The 18,285-nt window shown below is 70.5% G+C and carries 16 protein-coding genes and 2 tRNA genes; 13 read left to right on the forward strand and 5 right to left on the reverse strand.

Annotated elements, in window-relative coordinates; translation table 11 throughout:
• The first annotated feature begins 111 nt into the window (after positions 1-111).
• Entirely contained in the window at positions 112-267 is a 156-nt protein-coding gene (locus OG959_RS32540; protein ID WP_164494018.1) for a hypothetical protein, read from the forward strand.
• A gap of 4 nt (positions 268-271) precedes the next feature.
• Here the strand turns inward: OG959_RS32540 and OG959_RS32545 are convergent, their stop codons facing one another.
• Positions 272-847 carry a CGNR zinc finger domain-containing protein gene (locus OG959_RS32545; protein ID WP_326664254.1) on the reverse strand — a complete coding sequence of 192 codons (576 nt, stop codon included), beginning with the start codon at positions 845-847 and terminating at the stop codon, positions 272-274.
• 341 nt (positions 848-1,188) lie between these two features.
• Positions 1,189-1,602, reverse strand: a complete 414-nt coding sequence (locus OG959_RS32550; RefSeq protein WP_003959770.1) for an SsgA family sporulation/cell division regulator — start codon at positions 1,600-1,602, stop codon at positions 1,189-1,191.
• A 190-nt stretch (positions 1,603-1,792) separates the two neighbouring features.
• On the opposite strand from OG959_RS32550, the gene OG959_RS32555 reads away from it, so the two are divergent.
• The 7 genes from OG959_RS32555 to OG959_RS32585 all read left to right on the forward strand — a co-directional run bounded on the left by OG959_RS32555 (position 1,793) and on the right by OG959_RS32585 (position 9,158).
• Complete coding sequence (locus OG959_RS32555; protein ID WP_326664256.1) at positions 1,793-2,284, forward strand: TIGR02611 family protein; 492 nt, start codon at positions 1,793-1,795, stop codon at positions 2,282-2,284.
• Positions 2,285-2,338: 54 nt separating this feature from the next.
• A tRNA-Val gene (locus OG959_RS32560) sits at positions 2,339-2,410 on the forward strand.
• Between the two features lie 176 nt (positions 2,411-2,586).
• The gene (locus tag OG959_RS32565) at positions 2,587-3,870 is read left to right on the forward strand and encodes an ABC transporter substrate-binding protein (protein WP_326664258.1); all 1,284 of its coding nucleotides are present in this window, start codon (positions 2,587-2,589) and stop codon (positions 3,868-3,870) included.
• 13 nt (positions 3,871-3,883) lie between these two features.
• The gene (locus OG959_RS32570; RefSeq protein WP_442805675.1) at positions 3,884-4,873 is read left to right on the forward strand and encodes a carbohydrate ABC transporter permease; all 990 of its coding nucleotides are present in this window, start codon (positions 3,884-3,886) and stop codon (positions 4,871-4,873) included.
• Positions 4,870-5,733, forward strand: coding sequence for a carbohydrate ABC transporter permease (locus OG959_RS32575; protein WP_219567744.1), 864 nt, complete (start codon positions 4,870-4,872; stop codon positions 5,731-5,733). Before OG959_RS32570 ends, OG959_RS32575 begins: the two co-directional genes overlap by 4 nt.
• Before the next feature lie 7 nt (positions 5,734-5,740).
• Complete coding sequence (locus OG959_RS32580) at positions 5,741-6,322, forward strand: hypothetical protein (protein WP_326664260.1); 582 nt, start codon at positions 5,741-5,743, stop codon at positions 6,320-6,322.
• 91 nt (positions 6,323-6,413) lie between these two features.
• On the forward strand, positions 6,414-9,158 hold the full coding sequence (locus OG959_RS32585) for an exo-rhamnogalacturonan lyase family protein (RefSeq protein ID WP_326664262.1): 2,745 nt from the start codon (positions 6,414-6,416) through the stop codon (positions 9,156-9,158).
• 32 nt (positions 9,159-9,190) lie between these two features.
• Here OG959_RS32585 and OG959_RS32590 read toward each other — a convergent pair whose 3' ends face one another.
• Complete coding sequence (locus tag OG959_RS32590) at positions 9,191-11,731, reverse strand: SCO7613 C-terminal domain-containing membrane protein (protein ID WP_326664264.1); 2,541 nt, start codon at positions 11,729-11,731, stop codon at positions 9,191-9,193.
• Positions 11,732-11,946: 215 nt separating this feature from the next.
• Between OG959_RS32590 and OG959_RS32595 the strand changes: the two genes are divergently transcribed.
• Positions 11,947-12,018: transfer RNA gene (locus OG959_RS32595), tRNA-Val, on the forward strand.
• Between the two features lie 75 nt (positions 12,019-12,093).
• Here OG959_RS32595 and OG959_RS32600 read toward each other — a convergent pair.
• Positions 12,094-12,819 (reverse strand): 3'-5' exonuclease, encoded by a 726-nt coding sequence (locus OG959_RS32600; RefSeq protein WP_326664266.1) that lies wholly within the window; start codon positions 12,817-12,819, stop codon positions 12,094-12,096.
• A 191-nt stretch (positions 12,820-13,010) separates the two neighbouring features.
• Here OG959_RS32600 and OG959_RS32605 point away from each other — a divergent pair, with 191 nt between their 5' ends.
• From OG959_RS32605 to thrS, 3 genes are all read left to right on the forward strand, one after another.
• Positions 13,011-13,577 (forward strand): DUF4365 domain-containing protein, encoded by a 567-nt coding sequence (locus OG959_RS32605; protein WP_148016276.1) that lies wholly within the window; start codon positions 13,011-13,013, stop codon positions 13,575-13,577.
• A complete protein-coding gene (locus OG959_RS32610; protein WP_326664269.1) occupies positions 13,577-14,839 on the forward strand; it encodes a hypothetical protein in 1,263 nt (420 codons plus the stop codon). The genes OG959_RS32605 and OG959_RS32610 overlap by 1 nt, the downstream gene beginning before the upstream one ends.
• 106 nt (positions 14,840-14,945) lie before the next feature.
• Entirely contained in the window at positions 14,946-16,922 is a 1,977-nt protein-coding gene (gene thrS, locus OG959_RS32615; RefSeq protein WP_326664271.1) for a threonine--tRNA ligase, read from the forward strand.
• Positions 16,923-16,950: 28 nt separating this feature from the next.
• On the opposite strand, the gene OG959_RS32620 is transcribed toward thrS, so the two are convergent.
• Positions 16,951-17,628 (reverse strand): potassium channel family protein, encoded by a 678-nt coding sequence (locus OG959_RS32620; protein WP_326664273.1) that lies wholly within the window; start codon positions 17,626-17,628, stop codon positions 16,951-16,953.
• A gap of 66 nt (positions 17,629-17,694) precedes the next feature.
• Here OG959_RS32620 and OG959_RS32625 point away from each other — a divergent pair, with 66 nt between their 5' ends.
• Positions 17,695-18,258 (forward strand): HIT family protein, encoded by a 564-nt coding sequence (locus OG959_RS32625; protein WP_219570316.1) that lies wholly within the window; start codon positions 17,695-17,697, stop codon positions 18,256-18,258.
• Positions 18,259-18,285 lie beyond the last annotated feature (27 nt).

Here is an 18,285-nt window from a genome sequence, read left to right on the forward strand (position 1 = left end):
GGGTGATCGGACGCCGGAGCGATTCGGCCCACCGTGTCAGGGGTGAACTCCCGTCACGAAAAGGTGTGTTGATCGCCAACCGGGGCCGGTCTGCGTCATGATCGTCCCGAGATGGTGGACACCTCCCGGGGCGACGCCCCCGCACCCCCAGCCGAAGAGCCGCGTGGCTGCCTCTTCGCGCTTTCCCAGCCCCCTCTGATGATCTTCCTCACGGTGATCGGCGGCCTGCTGCTGATGGCCGCGTTGCACGATCTCTTCGTGCTGTGAGCCGTCAGCCGGCCGCTTCCCTGCGGCGCGCCCGGTACGCGGCCACGTGCAAGCGGTTACCGCACGTACGGCTGGAGCAGTAGCGGCGGGAACGGTTGCGTGAGAGGTCGACGAAGGCGTGCCGGCAGTCCGGCGCCTCGCAGCGCCGCAGCCGCTCCGTCTCGCCCGCCACGATGATGAAGGCGAGGGCCATCCCGCAGTCGGCCGCCAGGTGGTCGGCGAGCGAGGCGTCCGGTGCGAAGTAGTGCACGTGCCAGTCGTAGCCGTCGTGGTTGCTGAGCTGCGGGGTGGTGCCCGCGGCGGCCACGAGTGCGTTGACGAGCGAGGCGGCGACCTGTGCGTCGGCCGCGGCGAAGACCTCGGCGAACCGCGCCCGTACGTCGTGGACGGCGCGCAGGTCCTTCTCGTCGAGTTCGTTCACCCCGCTCACCCGGTGGCGTCCGGCGAACGCGTACAGCGCGTCGGTGTCGGCGAGCCCGTCGACGGGGTCGCCGCCCTCGGGCTGCTCGCTCTCCGGCGCGGTGTTCACCAGATCGACCACCACTTCGAGGGCGATCCGGGTGTCGTGGGGGATCAGCACGCTTCCGCTCCCTGGCTCCGGCGGGACGGGGCACCCGCCGATGCCGGCTGACTCTACTGGTTCACCCCCGGCGCTCCGGGGCGCCAGGGGCCCACGGGGCCTGTGGGGCGGACCTGAAGGCCCGGAGGGGCGCGGAGGGTGCCGACGGCGTCCGCCCGGCGTGTGGGGGCCCTGACGGGCGTCACGCGGGGCCGAGGGAGGCGCGGGAGAGCGGCGGAACGCGGACCGGCGCCGCCCCCACGGTGGATTCCGTGAGGACGGCGCCGGTGTCAGCCGTATGAGGTTGTCCGCGCGGCGCCGTCTCCCCGAGTCGGACGGCACCGTGCGGCTCTCGGCCTGGCTCAGCTCTCGGCCAGGATGTGTGAGAGCTCCGTATCGAGATCGAAGTGACGATGCTCGGTCCCGGGCGGAACCGCGGCGTCGGTCCTTTTCAGGAACGACTCCAGGGCCCGCGCGGGGGCCTCCAGCAGGGCTTCGCCCTCTGGAGAACTCAGTGCGATGCAGACGACGCCCTGGCCGTGACTTCGGGATGGCCAGACGCGGACGTCTCCGGTGCCGGTGGGCCTGTGCAGCCCCTCGGCAAGGAGGTCACGGGCGAAAACCCACTCGACCGTCTCCTCCGCTCCGGTGTGGAAGGTGGCGTGCACGGCATACGGATCGGCCGTGTCATACCGCAGGCCCGCGGGTACAGGCAGTGAGGACTCGCTCGACACAACGAGGCGCAGGTGCAGCTCGCAGCTGACCGTGGTGTTCATAAGCGCCAGGGCCTTTCGCTCAGTGTGCGCTCGGGGATTCGCACGTCGGCGAAATCGACATGCCACCTACGGTGGCGTTGTAAACCCCTCTGACCGTTTTGTGATCCTTCAGGTAGCTCGTACAGGGGTGTGTAACTTTGAGTCATGCGGCCATTCCGGTGACGAGGAGCGTTCGGGTAGGTTGACCCCCATGAATGCGGAGAGTGACGAGCGGGACGGGGCTGCCGCACCGGCGGATCCGGCGCCCGCGGCGGGGGAAGAGCGCGAGAGCGTGACGGGGGACGTCACGGAGGGCGTGAGCAAGGAGGACCGGGAGCTCGGCTCCCGGGCACCCGGGTTCATCAAGGCGTCCAGGACGCTGCACCTGAGCTGGCAGGTCGGTGTGTTCGTGGTCGGCCTGGCCGTCGTGGCGGCGGGCATCGTCATGCTGCCGCTGCCGGGTCCCGGCTGGCTGGTGATCTTCGGCGGCATGGCGATCTGGGCGACCGAGTTCGTCTGGGCTCAGCTGGTGCTGCGCTGGACGCGCCGGAAGGTCACCGAGGCCGCCCAGCGCGCGCTCGATCCCAAGGTGCGGCGGCGCAACATCGCCCTCACGGCGGTCGGGCTCGTGATCATCGCGGTGCTGGTGGGGATCTACGTGTGGAAGTTCGGAATCGTCATGCCGTGGAAGATCGACGAGTGACCTGGGGATGGTCGGGGAACGCCGCTGACATGGGGTAATGTTTGGCGTGCGCCCGGGCGATTAGCTCAGTGGGAGAGCGCTTCGTTCACACCGAAGAGGTCACTGGTTCGAACCCAGTATCGCCCACCCCGGACCGACGGCCCGGAAGCTTCCAGAAGCTTCCGGGCCGTCGGCGTTCCCGGGTGTCCCGTTCAAGCGCTTCGATCGATTTTCGTCCCAGCCATTGACGTCGCCGGTGCCGCTCCTTACTTTGACCCGGCAAGCGCTTTCTAAAACGATTCAATCAAGCGTAGGGGCGAACTATGTCTCGGAACCAGGGCATGGACCGGCGGCAGATGCTGAAGCTCGCGGGCTTCTCGGCTGCCGGTCTCGGGCTGACCGCGGCCGGCTGCGGCTCGGGCGGCGGCTCGAACGGGCCGGTCACCATCCGGCACGCCTGGTGGGGCGCCGACGACCGGGCGAAGAAGGTCCAGGAGTGCGTCAAGCTCTTCGAGAAGAAGCACCCGAAGATCAAGGTGAAGACAGACTTCCAGCAGTACCCGGACTTCTGGAAGAAGTTCAACACCCAGGCCGCCGGCGGCAACCCGCCGGACGTCATCCAGAACGCGGTGACGTTCCTGCGCAAGTACGAGGCGAAGAACGTCCTGCTCGACCTCAACCCGCAGGCGAAGAAGGGCAACCTCCAGCTGGAGGGCTTCCGCGCGGGGCTCGAGAAGTTCGCCGAGATCGACGGCAAGCTGCTCGGCGTCCCGGTCGGCAGCAACTCGATGTCCCTCGTCATCGACGAGAAGGTCTTCGAGAAGGCGGGCGTCGACCACAGCCTCGGCTGGACCTGGGACGACTGGTACGCGGGCCTGCAGAAGATCAAGTCCGGCCAGGGCATAGCCGGAGACTCCGGCCCCCACGGAGTCATGTACCTGTACGACCTGGTGCTGCGGCAGAACGGCAAGGCGTTCTTCACCGAGGAGGGCATGGGCTTCGGCGAGAACGAACTGCTGCCCTACTGGACCGAGGCGCTGGCCCGGGTCAAGTCCGGCGTCTACGCCGACCAGAAGAAGGTCGAGCAGATCAAGCCGGCCTCCGCGCTCGCCAAGGGCCTGTCAGCCGGTGAGTTCACCTGGGACAACTTCTCCGTCCGCTACAGCGCGGAGGGCAAGAGCAGCTACAGCCTCGCACCCATCCCGACCACCGACGGCAAGAAGACCGGCCAGTACCTCGGCTCGCTGATGCTGAGCGGCACGGCCCGCACCAAGCACCCCGCCGAGGTCGCCACCTTCATCAGCTTCATGACCCACGACCCCGCGGTCGCCCGCATCATGGGCTACGACCGCGGAGTCCCCGCCACCACCGCGCAGTTCGAGGCCTTCCAGCCCACCGACGCCCCGAGCAAGGCGATCGGCGCGTACGAGACCGAGATCGCCAAGGCCGGCGTGCTGGAGCCCATCACCCCGCACCCGGCCGGTGCCGACGTCGTCGAGGCGGCGTTCCTGCGCATCGCGGGCGACATGTCCCTGGGCAAGGCCTCGCCGGAGGACTCCGTCAAGCAGTTCTTCTCCGAGGCGAAGACCGCCCTCGCCTCGAACTGAGAGGAATGACGCGGTGACTCACATCCAGACCTCCACGAGCGGCCCGGTCCTCGGCAAGGACCTCGCCGACGTGGAGCGGAGCGGCCCGGGACGCAAGACCCGCCCCGCTCCGCGACCGCGGGGCCACCGCGAGAATCTGACCGGCTATCTCTTCATGTCGCCCTGGATCGCGGGCTTCCTGTTCCTGATCGCCGGGCCCATGGTCTTCTCGCTGTACCTCGCCTTCACCGACTACAACCTCTTCGACGCCCCGAAGTGGGTCGGCCTGAAGAACTTCACCGACATGTTCGCCGACCCCCGCTGGCGCCAGTCGGTCAAGGTGACCTCCTGGTACGTGGTGATCGGCACCCCGATCAAGCTGGCCGCCGCGCTCGCCGTGGCCATGCTGCTGGCCCAGAAGCGCTGGGGCCAGTCCTTCTACCGGGCCGCGTTCTACGCACCGTCGCTGATCGGCGCGAGCGTCTCGGCCGCCATCGTCTGGCGTGCCCTGTTCTCCGACGACGCCGTCGTCGACCGGGGACAGCAGCTGTTCGGCATCGACGCGGGCGGCTGGATCGGCGATCCGAACATGATCATCTATGCGCTGGTGGGCCTCACGGTCTGGCAGTTCGGCGCCCCGATGGTGATCTTCCTGGCCGGTCTCAAGCAGGTCCCCAGAGAGCTGTACGAAGCGGCGAACGTGGACGGGGCCAGTGCCTGGCGCAAGTTCTGGAGCATCACCCTGCCGATGATCTCGCCGGTGCTGTTCTTCAACGTCCTGCTGGAGACCATCCACTCCTTCCAGATCTTCGGATCGGCCTACATCGTCAGCAACGGCAGCTGCGGCCCGGCCGACGCGACGCTCGTCTACACCTGTTACCTGTACGACCAGGGCTTCGCGAACAGCCGCATGGGCTTCGCCTCCGCCATGGCATGGCTGCTGCTCGTCGCCGTGGGCCTGGTCACCGCCGTGCTGTTCTGGTCCCAGAAGCGCTGGGTGCACTACGAGGAGGGGGGCCGATGACCCCGATGGACACCACTGCCGTACGACGCCGGCTCCCCGGCTCCCTCGCCTGGCACATCGGCGCCCTCGCCATCCTCGCGGTGGTCCTCTACCCGGTCGTGTGGACGATCGGCGCCTCGTTCAAGCCCAGCGAGGACATCGTCGGTGCGCTGAACCTCCTGCCGACCGACCCGATCACCGACAACTACCGGCGCCTCGCCGACGGCATCGCCGACATCCCGATCTGGAAGTTCTTCCTGAACTCGGCCTACATCTCGGTCGGTTCCGTGATCGGTGTCGTCATCTCCTGCTCGCTCACGGCCTACGCCTTCACCAAGGTCCGCTTCGCCGGGCGCAACGCGATGTTCGCCATCATGATCGGGACTCTGCTGCTCCCGTACCACGTACTGATCATTCCGCAGTACGTGATGTTCCAGAAGCTGGAGCTGATCAACACCTTCACTCCGCTGCTGATCGGCAAGTACCTCGCCACCGACGCGTTCTTCGTCTTCCTCATGGTCCAGTTCATGCGCGGGCTGCCCAAGGAACTCGACGAGGCGGCCCGGCTGGACGGCTGCGGGCACCTGCGGATCTACTGGTCGATCGTGATGCCGCTGTGCCGGCCCGCGCTCATCACCAGCGCCATCTTCACCTTCATCCAGGCCTGGAACGACTTCATGGGCCCCCTGCTGTACCTCAACGAGCCGGACAAGTACACAGTCTCGATGGGGCTGCGGATGTTCATCGACCAGGACGCCGTCGCCGACTACGGCGGCATGATCGCGATGTCACTGGTGGCCCTGCTGCCGGTCCTCGCCTTCTTCCTGGCCTTCCAGCGCTACCTCATCGACGGCATGGCCACCTCCGGCCTGAAGGGCTGAGCACCCCGTGGCGACGAAATCCCCCGCCGCACCCAGGACCTCCTTCGTCCGGGAGCGATTCAGCGTCTTCTCCGAATGCCTGCTCACCGGCGTGTGGATCACCGTCGCCGCCCTGCCGCTCGTCACGTTCCCCGCGGCCTTCGCCGCGGGGAGCCGGCACCTGCGCCGCTACCTCGCCGGGGAGGCGGGCGGGGTACGGGAGTTCGCCGCCGACGTACGGGAGGCCTTCCGCAGCGGCTGGCGGATCTCCCTGCTGTGGTGGGCGGCCCTCGCGCTGCTCGCCTTCGACTGGCAGGTCGCCCGGTCGGGCCTGCTCCCGGGCGGCCGTCCGCTCATCGCCGTGAGCCTGCTCGGACTGCCGGCCGTGGCCGTCTGGGGACTGCGTACGGCCGCCGCCTGGCACCCCGGCACACCCTGGGCGGCCACCGCGCGGGCCGCGGGCCGCCGGACCCTCACCGACCCGGCAGGGTCACTGCTGCTCGTCGGCGGATTCGTCGCCCTGGCCCTCGCCGCCTGGCAGATCCCGCCCCTGGCCGCGCCCGCCCTCGGCTGCCTCGCCGCAGCCGCGGTCGCCGCCGACCGCCGCTGACCCGACGGCCGGCCCCACCTACCGCACCACGTCCCACCACGCGTCAGCGTGCGATCAGGCATGCCCGTTTCCGCCACGAATTGGAGTCGTGATGTCCCCGATCCCCCGCCGTACCGTCCTCAAGGCAGCCGCCGTCGCCGGCGCGGCCACCACCTTCTCCTGGGCGCTGAACGACCCCGCCCAGCAGGCGGCCGCCGCCACGGGCAAGGCCGACGAAGGCCCCGTCGAGATCAACTGGCTGGAGGAGGAAGGCCTCGGCGCCTCGCCCGGATCCACCTTCGGCGTCCCCTGGGCCAAGGGGCGCTACCCGGCCGACCAGAAGTTCGCCCTCGCCACCGCCGACGGCAAGGACATCCCCGTCCAGACCTGGGCCACCGCCAAATGGCCCGACGGCTCCCTGAAGTGGACCGCCCACGCGGTCGGCCCCGAGGCCGGCGGCGCCAAGAAGTTCACCCTCACCACCGGCGAACCCGCCACCGCCGCCCACAAGGTCACGGTCAAGAACAGCGGCGGCTCGATCACCGTCTCCACCGGAGTCATCACCGCGAAGATCGGCAAGACCGGCTCCTCGCTCGTCACCTCCCTCACCCGAGGCTCCACCGAGATCGCGAAGAACGGCCGCCTCGTCCTCATCCGCCAGGGCGAGATCGAGGACGGCGACCAGGGGCAGGAGAAGTACGAACGCTTCGAGAGCGCCATCGGCAGGACCGAGGTGGAGCAGAGCGGGCCCGTCCGCGCCGTCGTCCGCATCGACGGCAAGCACCGCCACGGAAACCGCTCCTGGCTCCCGTTCTCCGTCCGGCTCTACTTCTACGCGGGCGCCGAGTCGTTCCGCATGATGCACACCATCACCTTCGACGGCACCCAGGAACCCGGCAAGGCGAGCGGCGACTTCATCCGCGGCCTCGGCGTCCGCTTCACCGTCCCCATGCGCGACGAGACGTACGACCGCCACATCCGCATCGGCGGCGACGAGACCGGCATGCTCCGCGAAGCCGTCAAGGGCATCACCGGACTGCGCCGGGACCCCGGAGCCGCCGTCCAGGCGGCCCAGTTCGAGGGCACCAAGCTGCCCGACCCGGCCACCTGGGACCAGCGCGTCACCACCCGCCTCCCGCTGATCCCCACCTGGGGCGACTACACCCTCAGCCAGCTCTCCGCCGACGGCTTCTCGCTGCGCAAGCGCACCAAGAAGGGCCACGGCTGGATCGCCGCAGGCGGCGGACGACGCGCCTCAGGCTTCGGGTACGTGGGCGGCGCGAGCGGCGGGCTCTCCTTCGGACTGCGCGACTTCTGGGAGAAGTTCCCCGCCCAGCTCGACATCCGCGGCGCCGACACCGACGCCGCCGAAGTCACCCTCTGGCTCTGGTCGCCCGAGGCCGAGCCGATGGACCTGCGCTTCTACCACGACGGCCTCGGCCAGGACACCTTCGCCGAACAACTGCAGGGCCTCGAAATCACCTACGAGGACTACGAGCCCGGGTTCGGCACCCCGTACGGCATCGCCCGCACCAGCGAACTCGTCTTCTGGGCCAACGACTCCACCCCCAGCGCCGAGGCCCTCGCCCAGCAGACCCGCACCGTGCGCACCCTCCCGCAGCTCGTCGCCCCGCCCTCCCAGCTCGTCGGCGCCGGCGTCTTCGGCGGACTCTTCTCGCCGGTCGACCGCTCCACGCCCGCCAAGGCGAAGATCGAGGACCACCTGGACTTCCTGTTCACGTACTACAAGGACCAGGTCGAGATGCGCCGCTGGTACGGGTTCTGGGACTACGGCGACATCATGCACTCGTACGACCCCGCCCGGCACCAGTGGCGCTACGACGTCGGCGGCTACGCCTGGGACAACTCCGAACTCTCGCCCGACCTCTGGCTCTGGTACGCCTACCTGCGCTCCGGACGCGCCGACATCTTCCGCTTCGCCGAGGCAATGACCCGCCACACCGGCGAGGTCGACGTCTACCACCTCGGCGACTGGGCCGGCCTCGGCACCCGCCACGGCGTCCAGCACTACGCCGACAGCGCCAAGCAGCAGCGCATCGCCAACACCACCTACCGGCGCTTCTACTACTTCCTCACCGCGGACGAACGCGTCGGCGACCTGATGCGCGCCAACGTCGACTCCGACGAGACCTTCCTCGGCCTGGACCCGCTCCGCAAGATCCGTACCGAGCCCTACACCCCCGACCGGCACGCCCTGTCCGTCGGCTTCGGCACCGACTGGAGCGGACTCGTCTCCGCCTGGCTCACCGAATGGGAGCGCGGCGGTCCGCAGGCCGAGAAGGCCAGGGCCCGGGTGCTCGGCACCATGGAGACGATCGCCGCCCAGCCCAACGGATTCGTGCAGGGCAGCGGCCTCTACGACCTGGACACCGGGAAGTTCGCCGTCGCCACCGAACCCGTCGTCAGCGTCTCCCACCTGTCCGGAGTCTTCGGACTCAACGAACTGTGCGCCGAACTCATCGGCCTGATCGACATGCCGAAGTTCAAGGAGGCGTACCTCGACTACTGCCGCTACTTCAACGCGAGCAAGACCGAGCAGGCCGCCCGGTACGGCTCCAACTTCGGCACCCTGCTCCTGTTCCAGGGCCACTCCAGGATGGACGCCTACGCGGCCGTGCAGACGGGCGACGAGAAGCTCGCCGCCCGTGCCTGGGAGAAGTTCTACAACAGCGACGGCTACAAGGAATCCGCACCCTGGAAGACCGAGAAGGTGAGCGGCCCGGTCACCACCGTCCCGGGCAGCGAGGCCAACTGGGTCTACACCAACGACACCGCGCTGTACGGACTCGCCGCCATCGAGAACCTCGCCCTCGTCGGCGACCGCATGCCGGCCTGAGGCCCGTGAGGGCGCCCCGGGCCGGCCGCGTGTCACCGCATCCGGCCCAGGGCGTCCCGCAGCCGCCGGGCGTCCCGCATCCTCTTCTCGTACGTCGCCCCCACCGCCAGCAGCAGCACTCCGGCCAGCGCCGGCGCCACCCAGCGCGGCATCGCACCCACCACCTGCACCACATACGGCGCCAGCTCGTGCAACGCGTCCAGCGCCAGCACCGCCCCGCCCAGTACCAGCAGCGCCTGGAGCCGCAACCGCGCCCCCAGCAGCGTGATCACCAGCGCCGCCACCCCCAGCAGCAACGGCCGCAGCCAGTGCGGATCGCCCCAGGCGGCGAAGAGCGCCGGCACCAGCGTCACCGCCAGGCCCGCCCCGTACGCCGTCCACGACGACGCCGAAGGATCACGACGACGGCGCAGCACACCGATCACCAGCGCCGGCACGGTCACCGGCAGCGTGTACGCCTCCGGGGACGACACCCCGGACGCCGACAGCCGCACCCAGGACGCCAGCACGAAGAGCGCCGTCGCCAGATACCCGGCCGCCTCCCGCCGTTCCGAACGCAGCGCCGTCGCCGCGGCCAGCACCCCGCACAGAGCCAGCACCAGAGCCAGGAACGGCGGGTCCTCGACAGCGGCCACGACCGCGGCCAGGCCCACCGCGCCGCCGGTCAGTTCGAGCGGCAGCGCCACCGCGTGCCCCCTCAGCCGCGCACCCAGAACGGCCGTCATCGCCGGGACGACGAGCATCACGGGCGCCGCCTCGTACGACGCGAGCCCCACCGACACACCGAACGCGAGGGCGAGAACGCCGGCACACACCACCGCCGCGCACGTCACCACCGCCTGCACGGTCACCAGCACCGGCGCACGCGACGGGTCCTCGGGCGCGTCCAGCGCCGTCGCAGCACCCGCGAACATCAGCAGCAGCGCACCGAACACCGCATAGGTGGCCGGCTCCGAGCCCAGCGACAGCAACGCGACACCCAGCGCACCGACCGAGCCGCACACGCCCGCGGCCGGCGCCACCCCCGTCGTTCCGCGGCGCAGCGCGGCCACCGCCACGATCAGAACCCCCGCGACCAGCACCGACTGCGACGCGACAGCCGTCGTGAAGGAGACGTCCAACGCGGGCGGCAGCACCGTGAGCCCCGCCCACCCGAGCACCACGGCCGACGCACCGACGGCCGTCCGCCACCCGGGCCGGGGCGACAGCGCCTTCCCGGCCCGGCGCGTCACTTGCTCCCACGACCGGTAAGCCCCCCCGAGCGCCACGGCCACCGTCAGCAGTACCGCCGGAGCCGCCGCCATGTCCTGCCACGGCAGGTCCGTGGCCCCCACCGCTCCCCGGATCCCGCCCTCCGGCGCACCCGCCCACAGCCGACCCAGCTGAGCCACCGGACCCACCAGCACCACCGCCACCGGGGCGGCCGAGTACAGGACCGACATGGCCGTCACCGCACCCGCGGCCCACACCAGACCCTGCCCGGCCGGACGCCCCAGCGGAGCCCGTACGCCCAGCAGGACCAGGCCCCCGCACACCAGGTACACCTGCACCGCCCAGCCGCCGGGCACCCCGCCCGCCGCGACCCCGCCCACCGCGGCGACCGCGGCCAGTCCGGCCACCGCGCCCGCGGCCACCGCGACCGTCGCCGGCGCCCGGCGGGCCCCTGCGAGAGCGATCGCCGCACCGGCCAGGAGCAGCACCCCCGGCACCACCGCAGCGGCCGGACCACCGGCCGACAGCGACTTCACCAGAGCCACCAGCAGTCCCGCGCCGCCGGTGACACACAGACCGGCACAGGCCGTGACCCGCACCGCAACTCCCTTGGACCACACGGCGATCACGCAGTCCAGCGCCGCCGTCGCCAGCAGCGCGACGGAGAACACCAGGGCGTCCGCCTCCGCGGCCCACGCCCACAGCACCAGCGGCAGCTGCGTACTGACCACGGCCAGCGGCAGCGGGAGCCGCAACCGGTCGAGCAGCAGACCGTAGGCAGCCCAGAGCACCGCGAGCACGGCCGAGGCCACGGCCGCGTACCCGAGGCCGCCGGTGTCCGGAACCGCGACCAGGTACAGGGCGACGGCGTCCAGCACCATCAGCACCGAGGCCAGCGCCCCGAGCGCCTCCGCCGTCGAGGACAGCCCCCGTCGCAGCAGCACCGCGGGCGCGGACAGCGCCGCCACCGTGACGGCGGTCAGGACCGCCGAGCGTCCGCCGATCCCCATCTGACCCCAGCTCACCAGGGTGAACGCGATCGCGGCGATCGCCAGCAGCAGACCGCCGAGGGTGAGCAGCACGTTCTGCGCGCTGCGGGTACGGACCGGGGGAGCGGACGGCGCGGACGGCGAACCGGACGAGGCCGGAGTCCCGATCCAGCCCGCACCCCAGGCCGCGGTACGCGCCGCGGGCGGCGGGAACTGCGGTGTGTGCGGAGCGGCCGTCCGGGGACCGGGTGTCTGCAGCACGCTCAGCAGCCAGGTGCGGCGGGTCAGCAGCTCGGACCGGCGCAGATCGAGCCGGGCGAGCTCACGGTCGAGGATGACCAGTTCCTCGGCGGGTGGCGGCACATGTTCCATGGAGGCGAGTGTGGTGCGGGCCACGCGGCCGGGCATGCGCACAGGTACTCAGATCCCCGGCTGAGTACGCGCGTCCCGGCGACACGGGCCGCAACCACTGCCCATATGTCAGCATATCGGGCCTGGGTGCCTCGCTCGGGTGGCATGGTCCAGCGGCTCGGCCGGAAGCGGTTTGAACCACACCCGCCGAGCCCTGTATGGTTCAACCCGTTCCCGGGCGATTAGCTCAGTGGGAGAGCGCTTCGTTCACACCGAAGAGGTCACTGGTTCGAACCCAGTATCGCCCACCCCGGGAGAGGCCGGTCCGTCAGCAACACCGACGGACCGGCCTCTGCGTGTCCGGGTGCCGGGACCGCGTCCGCTCACGCCGCTGCACGGAACTCCGGTCGCAGCGGCCAGGCCGGATCCACCGTCTCCGGCGTCCCGCTCCTGGCGAACCACGCCTGCAGGCCCCGCGCCTGGGCCGCGTGCCACACCGCCTGGAGCGTGTGCAGCTCCGCCGGGGTCAGCCGCTCCAGCCGGGTGGCGAACCGCCGCCCCACCGCCCGGACCAGCTCCAGCGACGCCGCCGCGTCGGCCGCCGCGTCATGGGCCCCGTCCAGCACCACCCCGTACAGCTCGCAGAGATCCGTGAGCGTACGACGGCCCTTGCGGTAGCGGTCCAGATGCTTGTCCAGCACCCGCGGATCCAGCACACACAGCGAGGCGTTCTCCAGATAGCCGCCGAGCGACGACGCCCGGTGCCGTCTCAGCTCACGGTCCAGCAGTGTCAGATCGAACGGTGCGTTCATCACGACCAGCGGCCGGCCCGCCGCGCTCTGTTCGGCCAGCGCCCTGGCTATCTCCTCCACCACCGGCGCGGGCCACCGCCCGTTGCGCTGGAGATGGTCGTCGGTCAGACCGTGGATCTCCGTCGCCCCCACGGGCACCGGAATCCCCGGATTCACCAGCCAGCGGGTGACGCGCATCCGCCCGCCGGAACTGTCCTGGACGACGAGCGCGGCCGAAACGATCCGGTCCTGCTCGACGTCCACTCCCGTCGTCTCGGTGTCGAAAGCGGCCAACGGCCCCTCATACCAATGAGTCATCCCCGAACTCCTCGCGCCCGAGCGGCAGATGGTGTGATTTCTCTGCCCGGTTCGGTGATACCCGCACCCTTTGCCTGATACGCCGTTTGAGGGTGGTCCCGTGCGGTGACAACACAGGTGACGGGGCCGGAAGCTGAAACGCCGCCACGTCCCACACACCCATCGGCACAGCCCGGAAGGCATACGGAGCCATGGCGCTCGCGCAGCCCGAACCGAGTGGGCTGCTGCCCCAGCGGACCGCACCGCTGCGCGGCGCACTCGCCACCACCGCCTGCATGGAGACCCTCCAGGTGGGCTACCTGCACGCGGTCGCTGCCGCGGCGGGGTGCTCCCTGTCCCAGCCCTTCCCCGACAACGGCATCGACTGGCACGTCAGCCACGGAGCCCCCGGCCACGTCGTCGACGACGAGGTGACCATCAAGGTCCAGCTGAAGTGCACCTACCAGATACCGCCCCGGCCACCCGGCCCGACCTTCGCCTTCACGCTCGACAACGCCCACCTCGTGAAGCTCGCACGGACCCCCGTGTCCGTGCACAAGATCCTCGTCGTGATGCTCGTGCCCCGGAGCCAGGACGACTGGCTGCGCGCCGGACACGACCGCCTCGACCTGCGGCACTGCTGCTACTGGACCAACCTGGCCGGTCACGCCGTGACCGGCCGGCACCGGACGACCGTGCGGATCCCGACCTCGCGCATCTTCGACGACCGAGCGCTCTGCGAGATCATGACCCGCGTCGGGGCGGGAGGGAGACCCTGATGCACCGGCCGATGGACGAGCCCGTCCACGAAGTGTTCCCGTCAGCCGTCCGACCCCACCCAGCCGAACAGGCGGGCCCCTGGCCCACCGCCTCACCGGCCGACGGCCTCCCCGACCCCGCACGGGTCGACCCCGCGGTCCTCGGCGTCCTCCTCGCCCGCCACGGCTGGCAGCGACGCGGCGGGGCGCCCGGCCGGTACAGCCGCTGGACCCCGCCCGGGCCGCCCGGCCGCTCCACCAGCCTGCTCGTACCCGACACCACCGCGTTCCCCGACAGCGAGGACCTGCTGGCGGAGGCCCTGACCGCCCTCGCCCGCAGCGCCGCGCCCTCCGCCCGCGAGGTCCTGGTCTCCCTCGCCGTCCCCAGCGACGAGATCCGCTGGTGGCGCGAGGTGCCCGAACCCGCGACCGGAACCGCCGGCGCGGCCGCCTGGACCGGCGCGGAGCAGCTGCACGGCGCCGCCCGCCAGATCCTGCTGGCCGGCGCACTCGCCGTCCGCGGCCGGGCCGGTTACCACGGCGCCCGCCACCGCCGCCGTGCCCTGGCGACGCTCGGCTCCGTCCTCATCGGCCCCTCGCCCGGTGGCCGCGACCTCACGGCGTTCCTCCCCGTCGAGGCGGGCCGCCCCCTCGCCGTACGGCTTTACCACGCCCTGCACGCCGCGCGGGAGGCCGTCGACTACCAACGGGCCACCGGCGGCATGGAGGCCTTCGACTCCGCGGTCGAGGCAGGCGTCAGCCGGGAACTGACCGAGGCGGTCATCGCGCTCGTCCGGGGCTCGGAGGGGGCCGGCATCGCGCTGGACTGGGCGCCCGCCGCCGGAGCCCCCGACGGCTGTCCGGCCCGCCCGGAAGCAGTCGAGTTCTCCCCGGGCGACCTGCCGGCCCTGCGCCGGGCCGGTGCCCGCTACCTCCGGGACGAGCCCGCGGTGGCGGTACGGATCACCGGGGCCGTCGTGCGCCTTCGCCGCGCGGGGCCGCGCGGGGCCGGAATCGTACGGCTGCGGGTCCTGGCGGGCGCCGAGGTGCCGCACGTACGACTTGAGCTCGACGAGGAGGCGTACCGGATCGCAGGCCAGGCCCACCTGGTGGGGCTTCCCGTGCGGGTCGAGGGCAGGCTGGAGAGCCGGGGCGGCTTCCGGCGTCTGACCAGGGCCTCGCAGGTGGTCCCGGTCCAGGTCGACGAGGAGGAACGGGACCGGCTGATGAAGTCGCTCCAGGAGAACGTCGACTCTTTCGAGGAGGCCTGCACGGGGGAGTAGCGGGGGCGCAGGCGGCCCATTTCGCTATGGGGGCCGTCGGCTCGGTACGATTCCCCTTGCGTCCGCCATGGGAATGCGGGTGCGCCCCCTCAGTCAGGAGAGACCGGTGTCAGACGTCCGTGTGACCATCCAACGCGATTCCGAGCGGGAAGAGCGCGTGGTGACGACGGGCACTACGGCAGCCGAGCTCTTCCCCGGCGAGCGCACCGTCGTCGCCGCCCGCATCGCCGGTGAACTGAAGGACCTGGCGTACGTCGTCGCCGACGGAGAGACCGTCGAGCCCGTCCTGATCTCCTCCGAGGACGGCCTCAACATCCTGCGGCACTCCACCGCACACGTGATGGCCCAGGCCGTCCAGGAGCTGCACCCCGAGGCCAAGCTCGGCATCGGCCCGCCGGTCAAGGACGGCTTCTACTACGACTTCGACGTCGAGACGCCGTTCACGCCCGAGGACCTCAAGGCCATCGAGAAGAAGATGCAGGAGATCCAGAAGCGGGGCCAGAAGTTCTCCCGCCGGGTCGTGACGGACGAGGCGGCCCGCGAGGAGCTCGCCGGCGAGCCGTACAAGCTGGAGCTCATCGGCATCAAGGGCTCCGCCTCCACGGACGACGGCGCGGACGTCGAGGTGGGCGGCGGCGAGCTGACCATCTACGACAACCTCGACCCGAAGACCGGCGAGCTGTGCTGGAAGGACCTCTGCCGGGGTCCCCACCTGCCGACCACCCGGTTCATTCCGGCGTTCAAGCTCATGCGCAACGCCGCGGCGTACTGGCGCGGCAGTGAGAAGAACCCGATGCTCCAGCGCATCTACGGCACCGCCTGGCCGACCAAGGACGAGCTGAAGGCGCACCTGGAGTTCCTGGAGGAGGCCGCCAAGCGCGACCACCGCAAGCTGGGCAGCGAGCTGGACCTCTTCTCCTTCCCGGACGAGATCGGCCCGGGCCTCGCGGTCTTCCACCCCAAGGGTGGCGTCATCCGCATGGCGATGGAGGACTACTCGCGCCGCCGTCACGAGGAGGAGGGCTACGAGTTCGTCTACTCGCCGCACGCCACCAAGGGCAAGCTCTTCGAGAAGTCCGGTCACCTGGACTGGTACGCCGACGGCATGTACCCCCCCATGCAGCTCGACGACGGGGTGGACTACTACCTCAAGCCGATGAACTGCCCGATGCACAACCTGATCTTCGACGCGCGCGGCCGCTCCTACCGTGAACTGCCGCTGCGCCTCTTCGAGTTCGGCACGGTGTACCGGTACGAGAAGTCGGGCGTCGTGCACGGCCTGACCCGCTCGCGCGGTTTCACCCAGGACGACGCGCACATCTACTGCACCCGTGAGCAGATGGCGGAGGAACTCGACCGGCTGCTCACCTTCGTCCTGAACCTGCTCCGCGACTACGGTCTGACCGACTTCTACCTGGAGCTCTCCACCAAGGACCCGGAGAAGTTCGTCGGCTCGGACGAGGTCTGGGAAGAGGCCACCGAGACGCTGCGTCTGGTCGCCGAGAAGCAGGGCCTGCCGCTGGTCCCGGACCCGGGCGGCGCCGCCTTCTACGGCCCGAAGATCTCGGTGCAGTGCAAGGACGCCATCGGCCGGACCTGGCAGATGTCGACCGTGCAGCTCGACTTCAACCTGCCGGAGCGCTTCGACCTGGAGTACACCGGCCCCGACGGCACCAAGCAGCGCCCGGTCATGATCCACCGTGCCCTGTTCGGCTCCATCGAGCGCTTCTTCGCCGTGCTCCTCGAGCACTACGCGGGTGCCTTCCCGGTGTGGCTGGCGCCCGTCCAGGCGGTCGGCATCCCGATCGGCGACGCGCACATCCCGTACCTCCAGGAGTTCGCCGCCAAGGCCCGCAAGCAGGGGCTGCGGGTCGACGTGGACGCCTCGTCGGACCGGATGCAGAAGAAGATCCGCAACCAGCAGAAGGCCAAGGTGCCCTTCATGATCATCGCTGGTGACGAGGACATGGCCAACGGTGCCGTCTCCTTCCGCTACCGCGACGGTTCGCAGGAGAACGGCATCCCGGTCGAGGACGCCATCGCCAAGATCGCCAAGGCCGTGGAGGACCGCGTCCAGGTCTGATCCGTGCCCGGCAGGGGCCCCCGGTGAGCTACCCGCTCACCGGGGGCCCCTTCTCGTCCTCCCGCCGGAACACCTGGATCAGCCACGACGAGAACGAACCCGTCACCGCCCCCAGCAGCGCCAGCCCGCAGGCCATCAGGAACGCCGCGACCACCCGGCCCCACGGCGTCACCGGCACGGCATCCCCGTACCCCACCGTCGTGAGCGTCGCGCACGCCCACCAGACCGCGTCGCCGAAGGTCCGGATCGAGGCGTCCGGCGCGTCGTGCTCCTGGTGGTAGACCGCGAGGGACGCGGATAGGCCGAGCAGCAGAGCCGCCAGGCCGGCGTACGACATCACCCGTGCGTACAGGCTCAGCCGCGGTTCGTCGTGCCGCTTCTGGATGGCCGTGTAGACCTTGACCAGCCGCAGCGGGCGCAGCAGTGGCAGCAGGAGCACGAGCGTGTCGAGCCAGCGGACCCGGACGAAGCGGTGGCCCAGGCCACTGAGGCGGATCCGCACGGCGTAGTCGATGACGAAGAGGAGCCAGGTGGCGGCGACCAGGGCGAGGGCGAGGTCGTGCCACGGCTCGGCGTCGTCCGGGGCGAGGACGCGGACCGCGTAGCCGAGCAGGAACAGCAGGGAGGCGGCGAAGAGAGGCACCTCGGTGCGCTGCTCCCAGAGTGTGAGGGCGGGTGACGGCCGGGCCGGGGTGCGGTCGCGCATCGGGCCAGCATCGCGCCGAGTGGACGGGATCGGCCCCGGCGACACGCTTCAGGAGGGGTACGCAATATGCTGATCGGCATGACGAGTGAGCCGGAGCAGCAGATCGGAGTGGGGACGCCCGATGCGTTCCAGCGCCTGTGGACGCCCCACCGGATGGCGTACATCCAGGGCGAGAACAAGCCGACCGGCCCGGAGGCCGGCGACGGCTGTCCGTTCTGTGAGATCCCCTCGAAGTCGGACGAGGACGGGCTCGTCGTCGCACGCGGCGAGAAGGTCTACGCGGTGCTCAACCTGTATCCGTACAACGGTGGGCACCTGATGGTGGTGCCGTACCGGCATGTCGCGGACTACACCGAGCTGGACGGTCCGGAGACGGTGGAGCTCGCCGATTTCACCAAGCGTGCGATGACCGCGCTGCGCGGGGCGTCGGGGGCGCACGGGTTCAATATCGGGATGAACCAGGGCGCTGTGGCCGGTGCGGGCATCGCCGCGCATCTGCACCAGCATCTGGTGCCGCGATGGGGTGGCGACACCAACTTCATGCCGGTCGTGGGTCACACCAAGGTGCTGCCGCAGCTGCTGGCGGACACACGCGCGATGCTGGCCGACGCCTGGCCGCGCGGCGTCTGACCGCCGCCTTCTTCCTGTACCGAGAGG

It is taken from the genome of Streptomyces sp. NBC_00385, from assembly GCF_035917155.1.
GTDB lineage: Bacteria > Actinomycetota > Actinomycetes > Streptomycetales > Streptomycetaceae > Streptomyces > Streptomyces poriferorum.

Coding starts and splice junctions, on each gene's coding strand:
- OG959_RS32540 (WP_164494018.1), top strand. CDS start 112: ATGGTGGACACCTCCCGGGGCGACGCCCCCGCACCCCCAGCCGAAGAG.
- OG959_RS32550 (WP_003959770.1), bottom strand. CDS start 1,602: ATGAACACCACGGTCAGCTGCGAGCTGCACCTGCGCCTCGTTGTGTCG.
- OG959_RS32555 (WP_326664256.1), top strand. CDS start 1,793: ATGAATGCGGAGAGTGACGAGCGGGACGGGGCTGCCGCACCGGCGGAT.
- OG959_RS32565 (WP_326664258.1), top strand. CDS start 2,587: ATGTCTCGGAACCAGGGCATGGACCGGCGGCAGATGCTGAAGCTCGCG.
- OG959_RS32575 (WP_219567744.1), top strand. CDS start 4,870: ATGACCCCGATGGACACCACTGCCGTACGACGCCGGCTCCCCGGCTCC.
- OG959_RS32585 (WP_326664262.1), top strand. CDS start 6,414: ATGTCCCCGATCCCCCGCCGTACCGTCCTCAAGGCAGCCGCCGTCGCC.
- OG959_RS32590 (WP_326664264.1), bottom strand. CDS start 11,731: ATGGAACATGTGCCGCCACCCGCCGAGGAACTGGTCATCCTCGACCGT.
- OG959_RS32600 (WP_326664266.1), bottom strand. CDS start 12,819: ATGACTCATTGGTATGAGGGGCCGTTGGCCGCTTTCGACACCGAGACG.
- OG959_RS32605 (WP_148016276.1), top strand. CDS start 13,011: ATGGCGCTCGCGCAGCCCGAACCGAGTGGGCTGCTGCCCCAGCGGACC.
- OG959_RS32610 (WP_326664269.1), top strand. CDS start 13,577: ATGCACCGGCCGATGGACGAGCCCGTCCACGAAGTGTTCCCGTCAGCC.
- OG959_RS32620 (WP_326664273.1), bottom strand. CDS start 17,628: ATGCGCGACCGCACCCCGGCCCGGCCGTCACCCGCCCTCACACTCTGG.
- OG959_RS32625 (WP_219570316.1), top strand. CDS start 17,695: ATGCTGATCGGCATGACGAGTGAGCCGGAGCAGCAGATCGGAGTGGGG.